The sequence below is a fragment of the Williamsia sp. SKLECPSW1 genome (assembly GCF_054332755.1).
On sequence record NZ_JBTGLI010000001.1, the window covers coordinates 2,222,601 to 2,237,911 of the forward strand.

Consider the following 15,311-nt stretch of genomic DNA (forward strand, 5'->3'; position numbering starts at 1 on the left):
CGTCGGGACCGCTCAGGGGTCGGGACGGTCTCCGGCTCGTCTCTGCCGGCGGGCGGCGCGCCGACAGGCCTGGGAGCAGTAGCGCACCTCGTCCCACTGGCCGCGCGAGTTCCACCGCTTGCGGTTGCTGAACGGACGTCCGCACACCGCACACACCTTGGACTCGCGGTCGGACATGTCCCCATTCTGCCGGGGTTAGTGTGGATCGACGCCCACACGAGAGGGAGGGACGCTGATGTCCGCTCAGACGATCGGTGACCTGTTCGGGTTCGACGACATCCTGGACGCCGACGAGCGGGAGATCCGGGACACCGTCCGCCGCTTCGGCGAGGAGAAGCTCCGACCGCATGTCGGGCAGTGGTTCGAGGACGCCCACCTGCCGGTCCGCGAGTTGGCGGGTGAACTCGGTGAACTCGGACTGTTCGGGATGCACCTCACCGGGTACGGCTGTGCGGGGATGTCGGCGACGACGTACGGGCTCGCGTGCCAGGAACTCGAGGCCGTCGACTCGGGGTTGCGGAGCTTCGTCTCCGTCCAGGGGTCGCTCGCGATGTTCGCGATCCACGCGTTCGGCAGCGACGAGCAGAAGGACGAGTGGCTGCCGCAGATGTCGGCCGGTCGGGCCATCGGCTGCTTCGGCCTCACCGAGGCCGACTACGGCTCCAACCCCGGCGGCATGCGCACCAACGCCAAGCGTGACGGTGACGACTGGGTGCTGAACGGGTCGAAGATGTGGATCACCAACGGTTCCGTGGCCGATGTCGCCGTCGTCTGGGCCCGTACCGATCTCGACGAGGGTGCACGCGGTATCCGCGGGTTCGTCGTGCCCACGGACACACCGGGTTTCAGCGCGCCGGAGATCACGCGCAAGCTGTCGCTGCGTGCATCGGTCACCTCCGAGCTGGTCCTCGAGGACGTCCGACTGCCCGCGTCGGCGATGCTGCCCGGCGTCACCGGGCTCAAGGGCCCGCTCAGCTGCCTCAACGAGGCGCGGTTCGGCATCGTGTTCGGCGCGCTCGGGGCCGCCCGGGACTGCCTGGAGACCGCGATCTCCTACGCCGCGGACCGCGAGGTCTTCGACAAGCCGCTCTCGGCGTACCAGCTGACGCAGGCCAAGATCGCCGACATGGCGCTCGAGCTCGGCAAGGGGCAGTTGTTGGCCGTGCACCTCGGGCGTGTCAAGGACCGCGGCGAGATCCGCCCTGAGCAGATCAGCGTCGGCAAACTCAACAACGTGCGCGAGTCGATCCAGATCGCCCGCGAGTGCCGGACCATCCTCGGCGCCAACGGGATCACGCTGGAGTACCCGATCATCCGGCACATCAACAACCTCGAGTCGGTGCTCACCTACGAGGGCACCAGCGAGATGCACCAGCTGACCGTCGGCAAGGCGTTGACGGGCCGCGACGCGTTCCGCTGACCCCCCGTTAGGCTGCAGGCCATGGAGAAGGGCCTGCAGACGTTCGCGACCAGCCTGACCCTGATCGGATCGGTGGTCCTGATCGGCTGCGTCGGCTACCTCACGGTGGGGTGGTGGAACGACCAGCGGTGGGGCTGGGTCGCGATCGGCGCGGTGGTCATCGTGGCCAACCTCGGGGTCGTGGCCGTCCGCCTGAGGCCCACCCCCAAGCCCCGTGAGTGGACCATCGAGGAGGTCCGTGCGGTGATCGAGCCCATCCACGGGGAGGTCGCACAGATCCGCACCCTCCGCCGCGCCGACCGGGGTCTCAGCCTCGCGCAGGCGGCCACGCTGGTCTCGGAGGCCCGCTCCGATCGGTGACCGTCAGCGCGACGGTCGGATCAGTTCGGCCGCGACCCACTCGGCGGCGCCGTCGGGGTAGGGCGTGGCGAGACCGAGCACGATGTGCTCGAACCCCGCGTCGACCGCCTCGGCGATCGAGGCCCGCGCCGCGGCGGGATCGTCGTACGAGACCGCCAGATGCATCGACCGGGCGACCGACGCCGGGTCGCGCCCGATCTCACCGCAGTACCGGTCGAGGAGACGGCTCCGTCCGGCCGCGTCGCCGATGTCGCCGCCGGGGATGTTCCACACATCGGCGTGCTCGGCCGCGATGCGCAGCACCGCCGACGACCGGCCACCGATCACGATCGGCGGCCCGGGGGACTGCACGGGCTTCGGGTTCTGGAATGCGCCGGTCACCCGTACCACCTCGCCGTCGACGTCGAACGGTGTGTCCTCGGTCCACACCCGACGTATCAGCGACAGCCCTTCGCGTAGCCCGGTGATCGCCTCCTGCGTCTCGACGTAGGGGAGTCCGAAGGCGTCGTATTCGCGACGCGCACAGTCGATGTCGGGTCGAGAGCCGACACCGATGCCGAGATCCAGGCGTCCGTCGGACACCACGTCGACGGTGGTCGCGATCTTCGCGAGCAGCGCCGGCGGTCGGATCCGGTTGCTGGTGACCAGTAGCCCGACCCGGAGCCGGCGGGTCTGCGCGGCCAACGCCGCGAGCAGGGTCCACCCCTCGAACACCGGGCCGTCGAGGTCGCCGCCGATCGGCATGAGGTGGTCGAACAACCATGCGTGCTCGATGTCGGGTACGGCGTCGGCCTCCAGCCAGACCCGCTGGATCGCGGCGTGGTCGACGTTCATCGGTGCCGTGGCGATGCCGAACGAGACCATGTCAGCGCCTCCGCAGCGACGGGTCGAGCAGGGACGGCGGGGTGTCGAACTTCTCCTCCGGTGCCAGATCCACACCCGGGGGAACGATCTCGTCGATCGCGTCGAGGACATCCGACGACAGCACGGTGTCCGCCGCCGCCACCTGGGAGCGCAGGTGGTCGAGGGTGCGGGGTCCGATGATCGCGCTGGTGACGCCCGGGTGGGCCGTCACGAAGCCGAGGGCCAGCTGGATCAGGGTCAGACCCGCCTCCTCCGCGACGCCGACGAGCTTCTCGACGGCGTCGAGCTTCGCCGCGGTGGCCGGGGCGTCGGGTCCGAACCGGTCGGGGAGAAGAGTCGCCCGGTGGGTGGTGTTCTCCTGGCCGGCGCGGATCGCCCCGGACAGGAAGCCGCCGGCCAGCGGGCTCCACACCAGCACTCCCATCCCGTACTCCTCGGTGACCGGGAGCACGTGGGATTCGATGCCGCGCTGGAGGATCGAGTAGGGCGGCTGTTCGGTGACGAAGCGGCCGAGGTGGTTCTCGCGGGACGCCCACTGCGCCTGGACGATCCGGTGGGCCGGATAGGTCGACGAGCCGAAGTAGCGGATCTTGCCGGCCCGTTGCAGGTCGGTGAGCGCCGACAGCGTCTCGTCGTCGCTGGTCGTCGGGTCGGCCCGGTGGATCTGATAGAGGTCGACGTGGTCGACGTCGAGCCGGCGCAAGCTGTTCTCGAGCTCGGTGATGATCCACCGACGGGAACTGCCGCGGTGATTGCGCTCCTCGCCCATGGGGTTGAACACCTTCGTGGCGAGGACGATGTCGTCGCGCCGCCCGGCGATGGCTCGGCCGACCATCTCCTCCGACTCGCCCTGGCTGTACATGTCCGCGGTGTCGATGACGTTGATGCCGGCGTCCAGTGCGGCATCGACGATGGCTGTCGCGTCGTCCTGGGTGGTGTGGCCGATGGCGCCGAAGTTCATGGCGCCGAGGGCGAGCGTGCTGACCTGGACGCCGGTGCGGCCGAGGGTGCGATGGTCCATGGGGTCCTTCTCGGTGAGGCGAGTGGAGGGTGGGGATGTCGTCTGGCATCCTCGGGTGAAGCGGAACAGCGTTCCGCCCACGACGATACGGAACATGGTTCCGTTTGCCAAGGGACCTGTGGAGAACGATGAGCAGCGAGCCGGAGCCGCGGGAACCGCGCAAGCGGGCCGACGCGCGCCGCAACGCGGAGATGCTGCTGAGTGCCGCGGCCGCGGCGTTCGTCGAGTCCGGGGTGGGTGTGCCGGTCCGGGACATCGCGGCCCGGGCCGGAGTGGGCGTCGGCACCATCTACCGGCACTTCCCGACGCGCGCCGACCTCATCGTGGCGGTGTACCGCCACCAGGTCGAGGCCACCGCGGAGGCCGGACCGAGGTTGCTCGCGGCCGGTCCGACGCCACATGACGCGTTGGTCGGGTGGATGGACCGCTTCGTCGACTTCCTCGTCACCAAACACGGTCTCGCCGAGGCGCTTCGGTCGAACGATGCGGCGTTCGAGCCGCTGCACACCTACTTCGTGGATCGACTCGTCCCGGTGTGCGACGAGATCCTGCACGCCGCCGTGCTCGCCGGCGAGGTCCGTGACGACGTCAGCGGGATCGAGCTGATGCGGGCTGTCGGGAACCTGTGCATCGGCGCGGGCACCGACGCCCGGTACGACGCCCGTCGGATGGTGGCGGTCCTCCTCGCTGGGTTACGGATCCAGAAAAGTCGGTGATGTGACCCGGCAAGCCGGACCGGGTGAGGCATCATCTCTCTCGGCACACCGGGGCAGTGGGCCACCGCACCAGGAGGTCGTGATGGATCGTCGATCGTTCAACCGCCGCACATTCGTCAGGGCCACCGGTGTCGGTGCGGCCGCGGCCTACCTCGGGATGAAGGCGTCGCCGTTCGCGTGGGCCGAACCCGCCGGCTCCCGGGCGGCGTCGATCGCCGGCACCACGCTCGACGTCGTCGGCGTCCCGGCGGCGACGGGGCCGAAGCAGTACCGCAAGCTCGTCGCGGGTGCCGGGTGGCCGCTCATCGTGCGATCGGAACTCGCGGCGCCCAAGGCGGGCCGCGACGACCGTCGTGTCGGGCTGGCATCCGTGGTGCAGACCACCGATGTCCACATCGTCGACGCGGAGAGCCCGGTCCGGGCGGAGTTCATCCACCTGCAGAACGGATCGGCGTTCCGACCGCACGAGAAGCTCGGGTCGCACGGCGCCATCACCCTGGTGGAGCGCATCAACGCGTTGGGGTCCTCGCCGTTCACCGGTCGCCGGTTCGACGCGGTCGTCTCGACCGGCGACAACACCGACAACCACGAGTTCGCCGAACTCGACTGGTTCCTCACCGTGTTCAGCGGTGGGCGGCTGCAGCCGTCGACCGGAGACCTGACCCGGTACGAGGGTGTCCAGGTGTGGGGGTCGACGCTGTACTGGCAACCGGAGTCGGCGGTGGACGACATCTACAAGCAGAAGGGGTTCCCGCAGATCCCCGGCCTGCTGTCGTCGTCGATCACGCCGATCGAGAGCCCAGGTCTGGCGACGCGCTGGTACAGCGTGTTCGGCAACCACGACGACAGCGTCGAGGGGACGGTGCCCAGCGGCATCGGGTTCATCGACGCCCTCTACACCGGCGACATCAAGCTCGACGTCCCGCAGGATCGGCGACAGGTCGACGCGATGGCCCGGGTCTTCGGTACCGACCCGTACGCGGCCGGAAAGGTGTTCGCCGCGCAGGTCGCGTCGGGCCCCATCCGCAAGGTCACGCCCGACCCGCGGCGCGCGCCGTTCACGCCGCGCCAGTACATGGCCGAGCACTTCCGGCCCCGCTACACCGGACCCGGCCCCGTCGGACACGGGTTCGCCCCCGACGCACCGCAATCCGGCGTCACGTACTACTCGTTCGAGATCGCCCCCGGCGTCGTCGGCCTGTCGATGGACACCACCAACCACGCCGGCTTCGTCGACGGTTCCATCGGCCAGGGTCAGCTCGACTGGATGGAGCGGCTGATCACCCGCAACCGCGACACTCTGTTCGTGGCGTTCAGCCACCACACCAGCGACACCATGGAGCTTCCCATCCCCGACCCGGAGCGACCGTTGGAGCCGCGGCGGACCGGTAAGCAACTCGTCGACTTCTTCCACCGGTTCCCGAACGTCGTCGCCTGGGTGAACGGGCACACCCACGAGAACCGCGTCACCCCGCACCGCGGACCGACTCCGGCGCAGAGCTTCTGGGAGATCAACACCGCCTCGCACATCGACTTCCCGCAGAACGCGCGGATCGTCGAGGTGTGCGACAACAAGGACGGCACCATCTCCGTGTTCTGCACGTTGATCGAGTCGGCGGCGCCCTACTCCGTCGACTACGCCGACCACTCGGTGACGGGTCTCGCCTCGATGTACCGCGAGTTCTCCTACAACGACATCGGTTACGAGGCGAAGCGCCTCGGCGGTCCGCTCGACCACAACGTCGAACTGCTCCTGGTCAACCCCCGCTGACCGTCACCCAACGGATGGCTCCTGCCGCCCGACGAACGGTGTCGATCAGACCTGGGCCGCCGCGGTGACGGCAGGTGCGTCGGGGTCGTCGGCGAACTGGGTGCGGTACAGCTCGGCGTAGCGACCGCCCTGCGCCAGCAGCGACAGGTGGGTACCGCGTTCGACGATGCGACCGGCCTCGAGCACCAGGATCTGGTGCGCCGCACGGACCGTCGAGAGCCGATGCGCGATGACGATCGACGTGCGTCCGACCAGGGCCTCGGCCAACGCCTCCTGCACGGCCGCCTCCGACGTCGAGTCCAGGTGGGCGGTCGCCTCGTCGAGGATCACCACCGACGGTGCAGCGAGCAGCAGTCGCGCGATCGTGAGCCGCTGACGCTCACCGCCCGAGAGCCGGTAGCCCCGCTCGCCGACGACGGTGTCCAGGCCGTCGGGAAGTGACGCGATCAGCTCGTCGAGACGCGCCCGACGCAGCGCCGCCCAGATCTCGTCCTCGGACGCATCGGGATTCGACAGCAGCAGGTTGTCACGCACGGAGTCGTGGAACAGATGTCCGTCCTGGGTGACGAGCCCGACGGCCCGGTGCAGCGACTGCGACGTCACGTCCCGCACGTCGAGATCGTTCACCCGCACCGCTCCGGAGTCGACGTCGTAGAGGCGGGTCGCCAGCTGCGCGATGGTCGACTTCCCGGCGCCGGAACTGCCGACGAGCGCGACCATCTCGCCCGCGGGCACCTCGAACGAGATGTCGTGCAGGACCTCGACACCGCCGCGGGTGTCGAGGGCGGCGACCTCCTCCAGCGACGCCAACGACACCTTGTCCGCCGACGGGTAGGCGAACCGCACGTCGGAGAACCGCATCGACAGCGGGCCCGCCGGCACCGGCGCGGCGTCGGGCTTGTCGTCGATGAGTGGGACCAGGTCGGTGACCTCGAAGACGCGCTCGAAACTGACCAGGGCGCTCATGATCTCGACGCGGGCGTTGGCCAACGCGGTGAGCGGGGCGTACATCCGTGTCAGCAACAGGGCCAGCGAGACGACGGCCCCGGCGTTCAGGTGACCGTCGACGGCGAGCACGCCGCCGAGCCCGTAGACCAACGCCAACGCGAGTGCCGAGACGAGGGTCAGTGCGGTGACGAAGTACGACTGCGACATCGCGCGGGCGACACCGACGTCGCGGACCTGGGCGGCGCGGTCGGAGAAGCGTCGCGACTCCTCGTCGGGTCGACCGTACAACTTGACCAGGGTGGCGCCGGGCGCCGAGAACCGTTCGGTCATCTGCGTCGACATGAGTGCGTTGTACTCGGCGGCCTGTCGGGACAGGGCGGCCATCCGGCGACCCATCAGGCGTGCCGGGATGACGAACACCGGCAGGAGGACCAGCGCGAGGAGGGTGATCTGCCAGGAGATGAGCAGCATGGTGGTGAGCGTCAGCGCGAGGGTGACGATGTTGGACACCACTCCCGAGAGCGTGTCGGAGAACGCACGCTGCGCGCCGATGACGTCGTTGTTCAGACGGCTCACCAGGGCGCCGGTCCGGGTGCGGGTGAAGAACGCGATCGGCATCTTCTGCACGTGGTCGTAGACGGTGCGCCGCAGGTCGAGGATCAACCCCTCACCGATGGACGCGGACAGCCACCGGACGACGAGACCGACGCCCGCCTCGGCGAGGGCGACGACGGCGATGACGAGTGCCAGCCACATGATCGTCTCGGTCGATCCGTGACCGGTGATCTGGTTGACCACACGTCCGGCGAGGATGGGCGTCACCACCGTGAGGACAGCCGTGACGACGGACAGCGCCAGGAAGACGCCGATCATCCGACGGTGTGGGCGGGCGAACGCCGCGATCCGGCGGACCGTGCTGCGACGCGTGCCCTTGGGCAGGCGAGGCGGTTTCCGGCTCGCCGAGAGGCCGCGGTACATCGTGTTGTACGCGACCGATTCCATGGTCATGGCCCGAGAGTAAGACATGAAGTGGACCTGAAGTCTTGCCGGAACAGGTCTGTTCGCGACGGGTGAACACCGCACGGCCGGCGTGGCCGAAGTCCCCGATCAGGTGACTTTGTACCCTTCCGTCGCCTCGTGGGCGGAGGCGAAGGTCGTCGCACACGGCGAACGGTCGACCGGGCAGGAAGCAGCGTGCTGCCTTCGGGGGTGCCTGGTCGGCGTCGCCGTGGTCCGTGCCGCACGCCGCGCGGCCCGGCGCATGACCGATGAGGGGAACCATCGTGGCCCAGGCAGTGCACATCGTCATGACCGACGACCTCGACGACGAGGAGATGGCGTCCGACGACGCGACGACCGTGCAGTGGTCCTGGCGCGGTGCTGTCTACGAGTTCGACACCCGTACCTCCACCGTCGCAGCCATCGAGGACGGCGAGCGGTCGGTGACGATCGGTGAACTTCTCTCGGTGTCCCGCGACGTGACCCCGGCCCTGCACACGAGGCGGCGTCGCGCGGTGGCCGGCGATGCCGCCACGATCCGGTCCTGGGCCCGACGTCACGGCCACCCTGTGCCGTCGCGGGGTCGCGTCCCCGCCCGGGTCCGCCTCGCCTACGAACTGGCGAACGGACTGACAGATCAGAGGAACCCGATGGGTTTCCGGCCGGCACCGACGGCGGGTGTGGGATCTCCACCGAGGCCGCGGGCGATGAGTTCGGCGTAGACGTCGCGGAAGTCGGTGGTGACCTTCAGGTCGCCGTCGTCGAGGTCGGTGAGGCTCGGCTCGTCGCCGTAGAAGCCGCCGCGCACCGGGGCGCCCGCGATCAGCACCGGGCCGGCGGTGCCGTGGTCGGTGCCCTCCGAGGCGTTCGCCTTCACCCGGCGACCGAACTCCGAGTACGCCATGACGACGACGTCGCGGCCGCGGGGGTCCGCGGCCATCTCGGTGAGGAACCCCGAGAGCGCCGAGTCGAGCTCACCGAGCAGCCGCTGCTGCGTGTCCCGCTCGTCGGCGTGGGTGTCGAAGCCGCTGATGCTCACGGAGTACACCGTCGTGGGCACACCGGCCTTCACGCACCGTGCGACGCTGGCCAGCTGATCGGCCAACGACGATCCGGCCCTGCCGCCACGGTGTGCGCCCGCGGGCGCGCCGCCGAGCAGGGGCCCGAACGTCGACGTCATCGTCTTCTCCGCGCGGTACGACGAGCACACCATCGCCTCGGCGGAGGAGTCGCCGACCTGATCAGACCCGAGTTCGGTGAGCGCTGTGACGGCCGAACCCGCCAGCCCGCGGCCCGAGGTGTTCAGGGCGGCCGCCGTCGTGGTCTCGCCGATCGCGAGCATCGGCAGGACGGGTCCGACGCACACCGCGCGCAGCGGATCGTCACCCGTCGCGTCGAGCCACCGTCCGATCCACCCGGTGTGCACCGCGGACTGCGGCTGCGCCGTCTGCCAGATGTCCATGGAGCGGAAGTGGCTGTGGTCGGGTTCGGGGTAGCCGACGCCGCGGACGATCGCGAGCGATCCCGACTTCCAGGCGTCGGCGAGTCCGGTCATCGCCGGGTTGAGGCCGAGTGCGTCGTCGAGGTGGAGGACGTCCTCGGGGGCGTAGGCGAGCTCGGCGCGGTTGTCGTGATAAGTGTTGTCGGCGTACGGGATCACGGTGTTGATGCCGTCGTTGCCGCCGTACATGGTCACCACCACGACCACTCCGTCGCCGACGACCCGCGGTCGCTCCGACGCCGCCGACGTCAGCTCCTCCCACGTGACGGCGGTGGCGCCGCCGACGACTCCGAGCGCGGCGAGTACGCCGGATCCGAGGAGGAAACGGCGTCGGTCGAGGGTGGGTGTCGTCATCGATGACTCCATCTCAGGCGGTGAGGTACTCGGGACTGTTGAGCGCGGCCGCGGTGAACGTCACCGGGTCATCGCGGTGCGCGGTCAGGACACCGACGGTGCGGTCGGAGAACCGTCCGACACCGAGCAGATGCGCCGCGGCGTCGATGCGCTCGGCCGGTGTGGCGTCGTGGATGGCCGTCACCTGTGCCCGCGACGCGAGATGCACCGCGGCGGCCCACCGGGTCTCGGTGCCCGCTGTCGAGAGCCACGCGCGCCCCGCCGGCCATCCGCCGACGCTCGGCGGATGAAACGGCAACTGTCCCAGCTTGGTCAGGGTGGCGGCCATCGTCGCGATGTCGGCGCTCGTCGGGTTCGGGAGCAGGGCGCGATGTGCCCCGACCGCCCATTCGACGGGCGACACCACGATCGAGCTGTGCTCGGACGCGAACTCCGGATCGGTGACGATCGCCGTGATCAGGGCGCGCAGATCGCGACGGGATCCGTAGGCGTCGGTCAGACGGGTCAGCGCGGCCGGTGACGGCGGTGTGGCGCTCGCCAGTTGCTGCCACCACCGACCGGCGACGTACCCGGCCGACCCCGGGTGGTCCAGGACGGCGTCGCAGAACGAGGCGGCGTCGAGATCGCCGGTGACGCCGAGGACCGTCTTGATGCCCGCGTCGTGCCGACGCCGGATGAGGTGCGGTTGCCGATCGGCGGTGACCCGCCAGCCCGTGAGGGCGCGGGCGCCCTCACGCACGTCGGTCTCGGTGTAGCCGTTGCCGTGTCCGAGGGCGAAGAGTTCCATGAACTCCCGGGCCAGGTTCTCGTTGGCGGAGCCGGCGACGTTCTGGCCACCGTCGAGCCACCGCAGCATGGCCGCGTCGGTGAGCATCGCGTAGGCCAGCGGCCGGAAGGTCCCGAGTCCCATGGTGCGCAGCTTCTCGTTCTGCGCGACCATCGCCGCGGCGTCGCGCACCTTGGCGTTCGACGTCGAGAAGTGGTTGTGCCACAGGAACGTCAGCTTCTCCGTCGCGGGACGTCGTGCCCTGGTCATCCGCGTCAACCACCAGGCGGTCGCCGCCCGGTCCTGAGCGCGGATCTCGGTGTTGCGGGCCTTCTTCGCCGCCGTGCTGTCACCGGTCGTCGGGACGCGGCGGAACGTCGGTGTCGGCGTGGCCACCACCCCGGGATCGCCTCCGGGGCCGAGGGCGTCCGCGACATGGGCGGTGACACCACGGGCGACGGCGGTGTCGATCTCGTCGCCGGTGGCGCCGAAACCGAGGCGCCGCACCACCCGTGCGGCGGTCATCCAGTCGGAGGAGGGGGTCACGCCGTCGAGTCTGGGAGTCGCGGACCGCGGTGGACCATCCCTGCGCGCTGATCCTCAGCACTCCTTCAGACATGCCCCGTCAGCACTCTCAGTCCGTCTTCAGCCGCGCGGCCGCCGACGTTCCTACCGTGGCCGCCATGAGCGAACCCCATGATCCGCAGAACCCGGCCGATCGGGCCCCGTACGAGCCGCCGGCCGACGACACCCGGCCCTACGCCACCCCGGCGGGCCCACCGCCGTTCCCCCACGAGGGGCCGATCCAGCAGGGGCCGATCCAGCAGGGTCCCCCGCCGGAAGGACCCCCGCCGGGTGGGCCGACCCCGCCGTCGCGGTGGGGCATCGGATCCCGTCGCACACTCGCGGCGACCGGTGTCGCGGCGCTCGTCGTGGGCGGTGTCGTCGGCGGGCTGATCGGTTGGGCCTCCACCGACAACCCGCAGCCGACACGCACCACGATGGTGGCCGAGCGGCAGTCGACGAACCCGTCGACTGCCGAGGGGAAGCACGAGCACGCACGACATTCCCGCGGTGTCGCGGGCACCATCACCGCGATGAACGGATCCACCTGGACGATCCAGACCGTGCAGGGTGACCCGTTCACGGTGACCATCGGTGCGGACACGAAGTTCGGCACCGCCAAGGCGCCTGCGCAGGCGTCGGACTTCGCGGTCGGCGACCGGATCGCCGTCTCGGGGAAGCGAACGGGGACGACGGTCGACGCCGTCCGTGTCGTCAAGCGCGTGCCGCGCACCGGGCCCAGCAGTCCGGCACCGTCGGCCGTCGCGCCGAGCTGACGGTCCCGGTGGCGGCTCGCTGGCAGAATCGTCCCCTGTGAGCGAGTCGCGGAGCGCCGGCCCGGGCGGCGGCGCCCGGGTGTTGGTGGTCGAGGACTCGACGCCGATCCGCGTGGCGATCGACGCCGCGATGACCGACGCCGGTCACACGGTGCTCGCGCGTCCGGACGGTTCGCGCATCGAACACGATCTGCGCGAGTTCCGTCCGGACGCCGTGCTGCTGGACGTGATGTTGCCGGGTTCCGACGGGTTCGCGCTGCTGGAGATCGTCCGGCGGCGGAGCGACGCCGGGATCCTCATGGTCACCGCGCGTGACGCGGTGGCCGATCGCCTGCACGGCCTCACCGAGGGTGCCGACGACTACGTGTCGAAACCGTTCGAGATGGCCGAGCTCGTCGCCCGTGTGGCCGCCGTCCTGCGGCGCCGCGGGCGTCTGGCGTCGACCATCCTCGTCGACGACCTGGTGATCGACCCGGAGGCCGCGTCGGTCCGACGCGGCGGGGTGCCGATCTCGCTGACCGCGACGGAGTTCCGCGTCCTCGTGTTCCTCGCCGGCCGACGCGGACGCGTGGTCACCAAGACCCAGATCCTCACCGCGGTGTGGGGATACGAGCACTACGACCCGAACCTGGTCGAGGTCAACATCAGCACGCTGCGCCGCAAGCTCGAGGCGCACGGACCCCGCCTGTTGCACACCGAGCGCGGGTTGGGCTACCGGCTCGACAGCGCGGAGACGGTCGGTGGTGAGACCGGGTGAGATCAGGTGGGTCGCTGCGCATGCGGGTCACCGCGCTGGCCGCGCTGGTGCTCGCGATCGTCTTGGTCGCGATGGTCGTCATCGGGGTGACGCTGTTCGCCACCGCCTCCGACCGCGCCGTCGACGGGCTCCTCACCGACCGCGCCTCCTATGCGCGGCAGATCGCCCGCACCGCCGCCTCCCCGCAGGCGCTGCTGGCGCGCGTCGACAACCGATCGGTGCGTGCACAGGTGATCCTCGCCGACGGGCGGGTCTACGGCTCGCGTCTGCCCGAGGACGACTCCGCCGCGCGGCGGGTCGTGGTCCTGCGATCGACGAAGGCGTGGGCGCAGGGTGCACGTCTCGTACTCGCCGTCGACGGGCGTCTGCTCGACAGGGTGCGGAGTCGGTTGGTGTGGGGGATGGTGATCGCCGGGGCGGCTGCGCTGCTTGTCACGGTGGGCCTTCTGTGGGTGGGGATGCGCTACGCGCTCGCGCCGCTGGACGCGATGACGTCGCTCGCCCGGTCGATCGCCCGTGGACATCGGGGTGAGCGCCTCAGCCCACGAGACCCCGGTACCGAACTCGGGCGCACCGCTGCGGCGTTCGACGACATGCTCGACTCCCTCGAGGGCGCGGTGGCGCGCGAACGTGGGGCGCAGCAGGCGGTGCGGCAGTTCGTCGCCGACGCCGCGCACGAACTGCGCACCCCGATCACCGGTGTCCAGGCGGTCGCCGAGACCCTGCTGCAGGCCGATCGGGACACCCCCGTCGAGGAACGAGAACGCCTGACACTGCTGCTGATCCAGGAGACGCGCCGCGCCGGCCGCCTCGTCGACGACATGCTGGAGATGGCGCGGATCGACACCGGGATCACGCTGTCGCCGCGCCCCACCGACATCGGTGCCGTCGCCGGGGAGCAGGCGGAGCGGGTACGGCTGCTGCACCCCGAGCTGACCATCGAGGTGCAGGGGAGTGCACCCCATGCGATGGCCGACCCGGTCCGCGTCGCGCAGATCGTCGCGAACCTCGTCGACAACGCCTGTCAGGCGACGCCGGCGGGCGGCCGGGTGCAGCTCACCGTCGACGCCTCGCCCGGTTGGGTCCACCTCGTCGTCTCCGACTCCGGCGTCGGCATCCCCGCACAGGACCGCGACCGGGTCTTCGAGCGGATGGTCCGGCTCGACGACTCCCGCGACCGCCGCTCGGGAGGGTCGGGGCTGGGGCTCGCCGTGGCCCGGGGCCTCGCCCGGTCGCACGGTGGGGACGTGGTCCTCGTCCCCACCGAGCCACCCGGCGCGGTGTTCCGACTCGACCTCCCCGTCGCGCCCGGGCCGTCTGGGCCACCGCCCGTTCCGTAGGCCGGGCTACGGTGAAGGGCGTCGATGGACGCTCAAGGGTGAGGTGAAGCAATGGCTCAGGAACTCAGACTCGGGTACAAGGCGTCGGCGGAGCAGTTCGACCCGCGCGAGCTCGTCGAGATCGCCGTCGCGGCCGAGGCCGCCGGGATGGACTCCGTCGCCGTCAGCGACCACTTCCAGCCGTGGCGGCACGAGGGTGGCCACGCGCCGTTCTCCCTGGCCTGGATGGCCGCCGTCGGCGAGCGCACGAAGCGGGTGCAGATCGGGACGTCGGTGATGACCCCCACGTTCCGCTACAACCCCGCGGTCATCGCGCAGGCGTTCGCGTCGATGGCGTGCATGTACCCCGACCGCATCATGCTCGGTGTCGGCACCGGTGAGGCGCTCAACGAGTACGCCACCGGGTTCCAGGGTGAATGGCCCGAGTTCAAGGAACGTTTCGCGCGTCTGCGGGAGGCGATCCGCCTCATGCGCGAGTTGTGGACGGGCGAGAAGGTCGACTTCGAGGGCGACTACTACACGACGCAGGGCGCGTACATGTACGACATCCCCGACAATCCGGTCCCCGTCTACGTCGCGGCGGGCGGTCCCGTCGTCGCGCGGTACGCCGGGCGGCAGGGCGACGGTTTCATCTGCACCTCGGGCAAGGGCATGGAGCTGTACACCGAGAAGCTCATCCCGGCCGTCAGGGAGGGCGCCGAGAAGGCGGAGCGCTCGATCGACGACATCGACCGCATGATCGAGATCAAGATCTCCTACGATCCCGATCCGCAACTGGCGCTGGAGAACACGCGGTTCTGGGCGCCGCTGTCGCTCACGCAGGAACAGAAGCACAGCGTGAACAGCTCGACGGAGATGGAGCGCCTCGCCGACGAGCTGCCGATCGAGCAGGTCGCCAAGCGCTGGATCGTCGCGTCCGATCCCGACGAGGCCGTCGAGGCCGTGAAGCAGTACACCGACGCCGGGCTCAACCACCTCGTCTTCCACGCGCCCGGCCACGATCAGCAGCGTTTCCTCGACAACTTCGCCTCGGACCTCGCGCCGCGTCTGCGGAAGCTGTCGGTCACCTCCGGGTAGCCGCCGGCGATGACTTCTCGGGACCCGCCGGGTCTCACCACTCGACAGCACGATCCCGTCGACCCGAGGAGACCTCC

The 15,311-nt window shown here is 70.2% G+C and carries 15 protein-coding genes; 9 read left to right on the plus strand and 6 right to left on the minus strand.

Annotated elements, in window-relative coordinates:
- Window positions 1–12: 12 nt before the first annotated feature.
- Window positions 13–177, minus strand: coding sequence for a DUF2256 domain-containing protein (locus ACXVUM_RS10385; protein WP_458521709.1), 165 nt, complete (start codon window positions 175–177; stop codon window positions 13–15).
- Window positions 178–235: 58 nt separating this feature from the next.
- On the opposite strand from ACXVUM_RS10385, the gene ACXVUM_RS10390 reads away from it, so the two are divergent.
- Entirely contained in the window at window positions 236–1,420 is a 1,185-nt protein-coding gene (locus ACXVUM_RS10390; protein ID WP_458521710.1) for an acyl-CoA dehydrogenase family protein, read from the plus strand.
- Between the two features lie 21 nt (window positions 1,421–1,441).
- A complete protein-coding gene (locus tag ACXVUM_RS10395; RefSeq protein WP_458521711.1) occupies window positions 1,442–1,780 on the plus strand; it encodes a hypothetical protein in 339 nt (112 codons plus the stop codon).
- A gap of 3 nt (window positions 1,781–1,783) precedes the next feature.
- On the opposite strand, the gene ACXVUM_RS10400 is transcribed toward ACXVUM_RS10395, so the two are convergent.
- Window positions 1,784–2,644, minus strand: coding sequence for an LLM class flavin-dependent oxidoreductase (locus tag ACXVUM_RS10400; protein WP_458521712.1), 861 nt, complete (start codon window positions 2,642–2,644; stop codon window positions 1,784–1,786).
- A gap of 1 nt (window position 2,645) precedes the next feature.
- Complete coding sequence (locus tag ACXVUM_RS10405; RefSeq protein WP_458521713.1) at window positions 2,646–3,665, minus strand: aldo/keto reductase; 1,020 nt, start codon at window positions 3,663–3,665, stop codon at window positions 2,646–2,648.
- A 128-nt stretch (window positions 3,666–3,793) separates the two neighbouring features.
- Here ACXVUM_RS10405 and ACXVUM_RS10410 point away from each other — a divergent pair, with 128 nt between their 5' ends.
- The gene (locus ACXVUM_RS10410) at window positions 3,794–4,381 is read left to right on the plus strand and encodes a TetR/AcrR family transcriptional regulator (protein WP_458521714.1); all 588 of its coding nucleotides are present in this window, start codon (window positions 3,794–3,796) and stop codon (window positions 4,379–4,381) included.
- 82 nt (window positions 4,382–4,463) lie between these two features.
- Window positions 4,464–6,152 carry a TIGR03767 family metallophosphoesterase gene (locus ACXVUM_RS10415; protein ID WP_458521715.1) on the plus strand — a complete coding sequence of 563 codons (1,689 nt, stop codon included), beginning with the start codon at window positions 4,464–4,466 and terminating at the stop codon, window positions 6,150–6,152.
- Between the two features lie 45 nt (window positions 6,153–6,197).
- On the opposite strand, the gene ACXVUM_RS10420 is transcribed toward ACXVUM_RS10415, so the two are convergent.
- Window positions 6,198–8,108, minus strand: coding sequence for an ABC transporter ATP-binding protein (locus ACXVUM_RS10420; protein ID WP_458521716.1), 1,911 nt, complete (start codon window positions 8,106–8,108; stop codon window positions 6,198–6,200).
- Window positions 8,109–8,383: 275 nt separating this feature from the next.
- Between ACXVUM_RS10420 and ACXVUM_RS10425 the strand changes: the two genes are divergently transcribed.
- The gene (locus ACXVUM_RS10425; RefSeq protein ID WP_458521717.1) at window positions 8,384–8,821 is read left to right on the plus strand and encodes an Lsr2 dimerization domain-containing protein; all 438 of its coding nucleotides are present in this window, start codon (window positions 8,384–8,386) and stop codon (window positions 8,819–8,821) included.
- Here the strand turns inward: ACXVUM_RS10425 and ACXVUM_RS10430 are convergent.
- Window positions 8,737–9,954 carry a DUF1501 domain-containing protein gene (locus ACXVUM_RS10430; protein ID WP_458521718.1) on the minus strand — a complete coding sequence of 406 codons (1,218 nt, stop codon included), beginning with the start codon at window positions 9,952–9,954 and terminating at the stop codon, window positions 8,737–8,739. The two genes, ACXVUM_RS10425 and ACXVUM_RS10430, sit on opposite strands and share 85 nt — an antisense overlap.
- Window positions 9,955–9,967: 13 nt before the next feature.
- The gene (locus ACXVUM_RS10435; protein WP_458521719.1) at window positions 9,968–11,266 is read right to left on the minus strand and encodes a DUF1800 domain-containing protein; all 1,299 of its coding nucleotides are present in this window, start codon (window positions 11,264–11,266) and stop codon (window positions 9,968–9,970) included.
- A gap of 137 nt (window positions 11,267–11,403) precedes the next feature.
- On the opposite strand from ACXVUM_RS10435, the gene ACXVUM_RS10440 reads away from it, so the two are divergent.
- From ACXVUM_RS10440 to fgd, 4 genes are read left to right on the plus strand one after another with little or no spacing between them, the layout of a single operon-like run.
- On the plus strand, window positions 11,404–12,060 hold the full coding sequence (locus tag ACXVUM_RS10440; RefSeq protein WP_458521720.1) for a DUF5666 domain-containing protein: 657 nt from the start codon (window positions 11,404–11,406) through the stop codon (window positions 12,058–12,060).
- Window positions 12,061–12,097: 37 nt separating this feature from the next.
- A complete protein-coding gene (locus ACXVUM_RS10445; RefSeq protein ID WP_458521721.1) occupies window positions 12,098–12,817 on the plus strand; it encodes a response regulator transcription factor in 720 nt (239 codons plus the stop codon).
- A gap of 20 nt (window positions 12,818–12,837) precedes the next feature.
- Window positions 12,838–14,157: a sensor histidine kinase gene (locus ACXVUM_RS10450; RefSeq protein WP_458521722.1), complete on the plus strand. Its 1,320-nt coding sequence runs from the start codon at window positions 12,838–12,840 to the stop codon at window positions 14,155–14,157.
- Between the two features lie 51 nt (window positions 14,158–14,208).
- Window positions 14,209–15,234 (plus strand): glucose-6-phosphate dehydrogenase (coenzyme-F420), encoded by a 1,026-nt coding sequence (fgd, locus tag ACXVUM_RS10455; RefSeq protein WP_458521723.1) that lies wholly within the window; start codon window positions 14,209–14,211, stop codon window positions 15,232–15,234.
- Window positions 15,235–15,311: the final 77 nt, after the last annotated feature.

Excerpts from the sequence above, each read along its gene's own strand:
- ACXVUM_RS10385 (WP_458521709.1), bottom strand. The coding sequence starts at position 177 with ATGTCCGACCGCGAGTCCAAGGTGTGTGCGGTGTGCGGACGTCCGTTC.
- ACXVUM_RS10390 (WP_458521710.1), top strand. The coding sequence starts at position 236 with ATGTCCGCTCAGACGATCGGTGACCTGTTCGGGTTCGACGACATCCTG.
- ACXVUM_RS10395 (WP_458521711.1), top strand. The coding sequence starts at position 1,442 with ATGGAGAAGGGCCTGCAGACGTTCGCGACCAGCCTGACCCTGATCGGA.
- ACXVUM_RS10400 (WP_458521712.1), bottom strand. The coding sequence starts at position 2,644 with ATGGTCTCGTTCGGCATCGCCACGGCACCGATGAACGTCGACCACGCC.
- ACXVUM_RS10405 (WP_458521713.1), bottom strand. The coding sequence starts at position 3,665 with ATGGACCATCGCACCCTCGGCCGCACCGGCGTCCAGGTCAGCACGCTC.
- ACXVUM_RS10410 (WP_458521714.1), top strand. The coding sequence starts at position 3,794 with ATGAGCAGCGAGCCGGAGCCGCGGGAACCGCGCAAGCGGGCCGACGCG.
- ACXVUM_RS10415 (WP_458521715.1), top strand. The coding sequence starts at position 4,464 with ATGGATCGTCGATCGTTCAACCGCCGCACATTCGTCAGGGCCACCGGT.
- ACXVUM_RS10420 (WP_458521716.1), bottom strand. The coding sequence starts at position 8,108 with ATGACCATGGAATCGGTCGCGTACAACACGATGTACCGCGGCCTCTCG.
- ACXVUM_RS10430 (WP_458521718.1), bottom strand. The coding sequence starts at position 9,954 with ATGACGACACCCACCCTCGACCGACGCCGTTTCCTCCTCGGATCCGGC.
- ACXVUM_RS10440 (WP_458521720.1), top strand. The coding sequence starts at position 11,404 with ATGAGCGAACCCCATGATCCGCAGAACCCGGCCGATCGGGCCCCGTAC.
- ACXVUM_RS10450 (WP_458521722.1), top strand. The coding sequence starts at position 12,838 with ATGCGGGTCACCGCGCTGGCCGCGCTGGTGCTCGCGATCGTCTTGGTC.
- fgd (WP_458521723.1), top strand. The coding sequence starts at position 14,209 with ATGGCTCAGGAACTCAGACTCGGGTACAAGGCGTCGGCGGAGCAGTTC.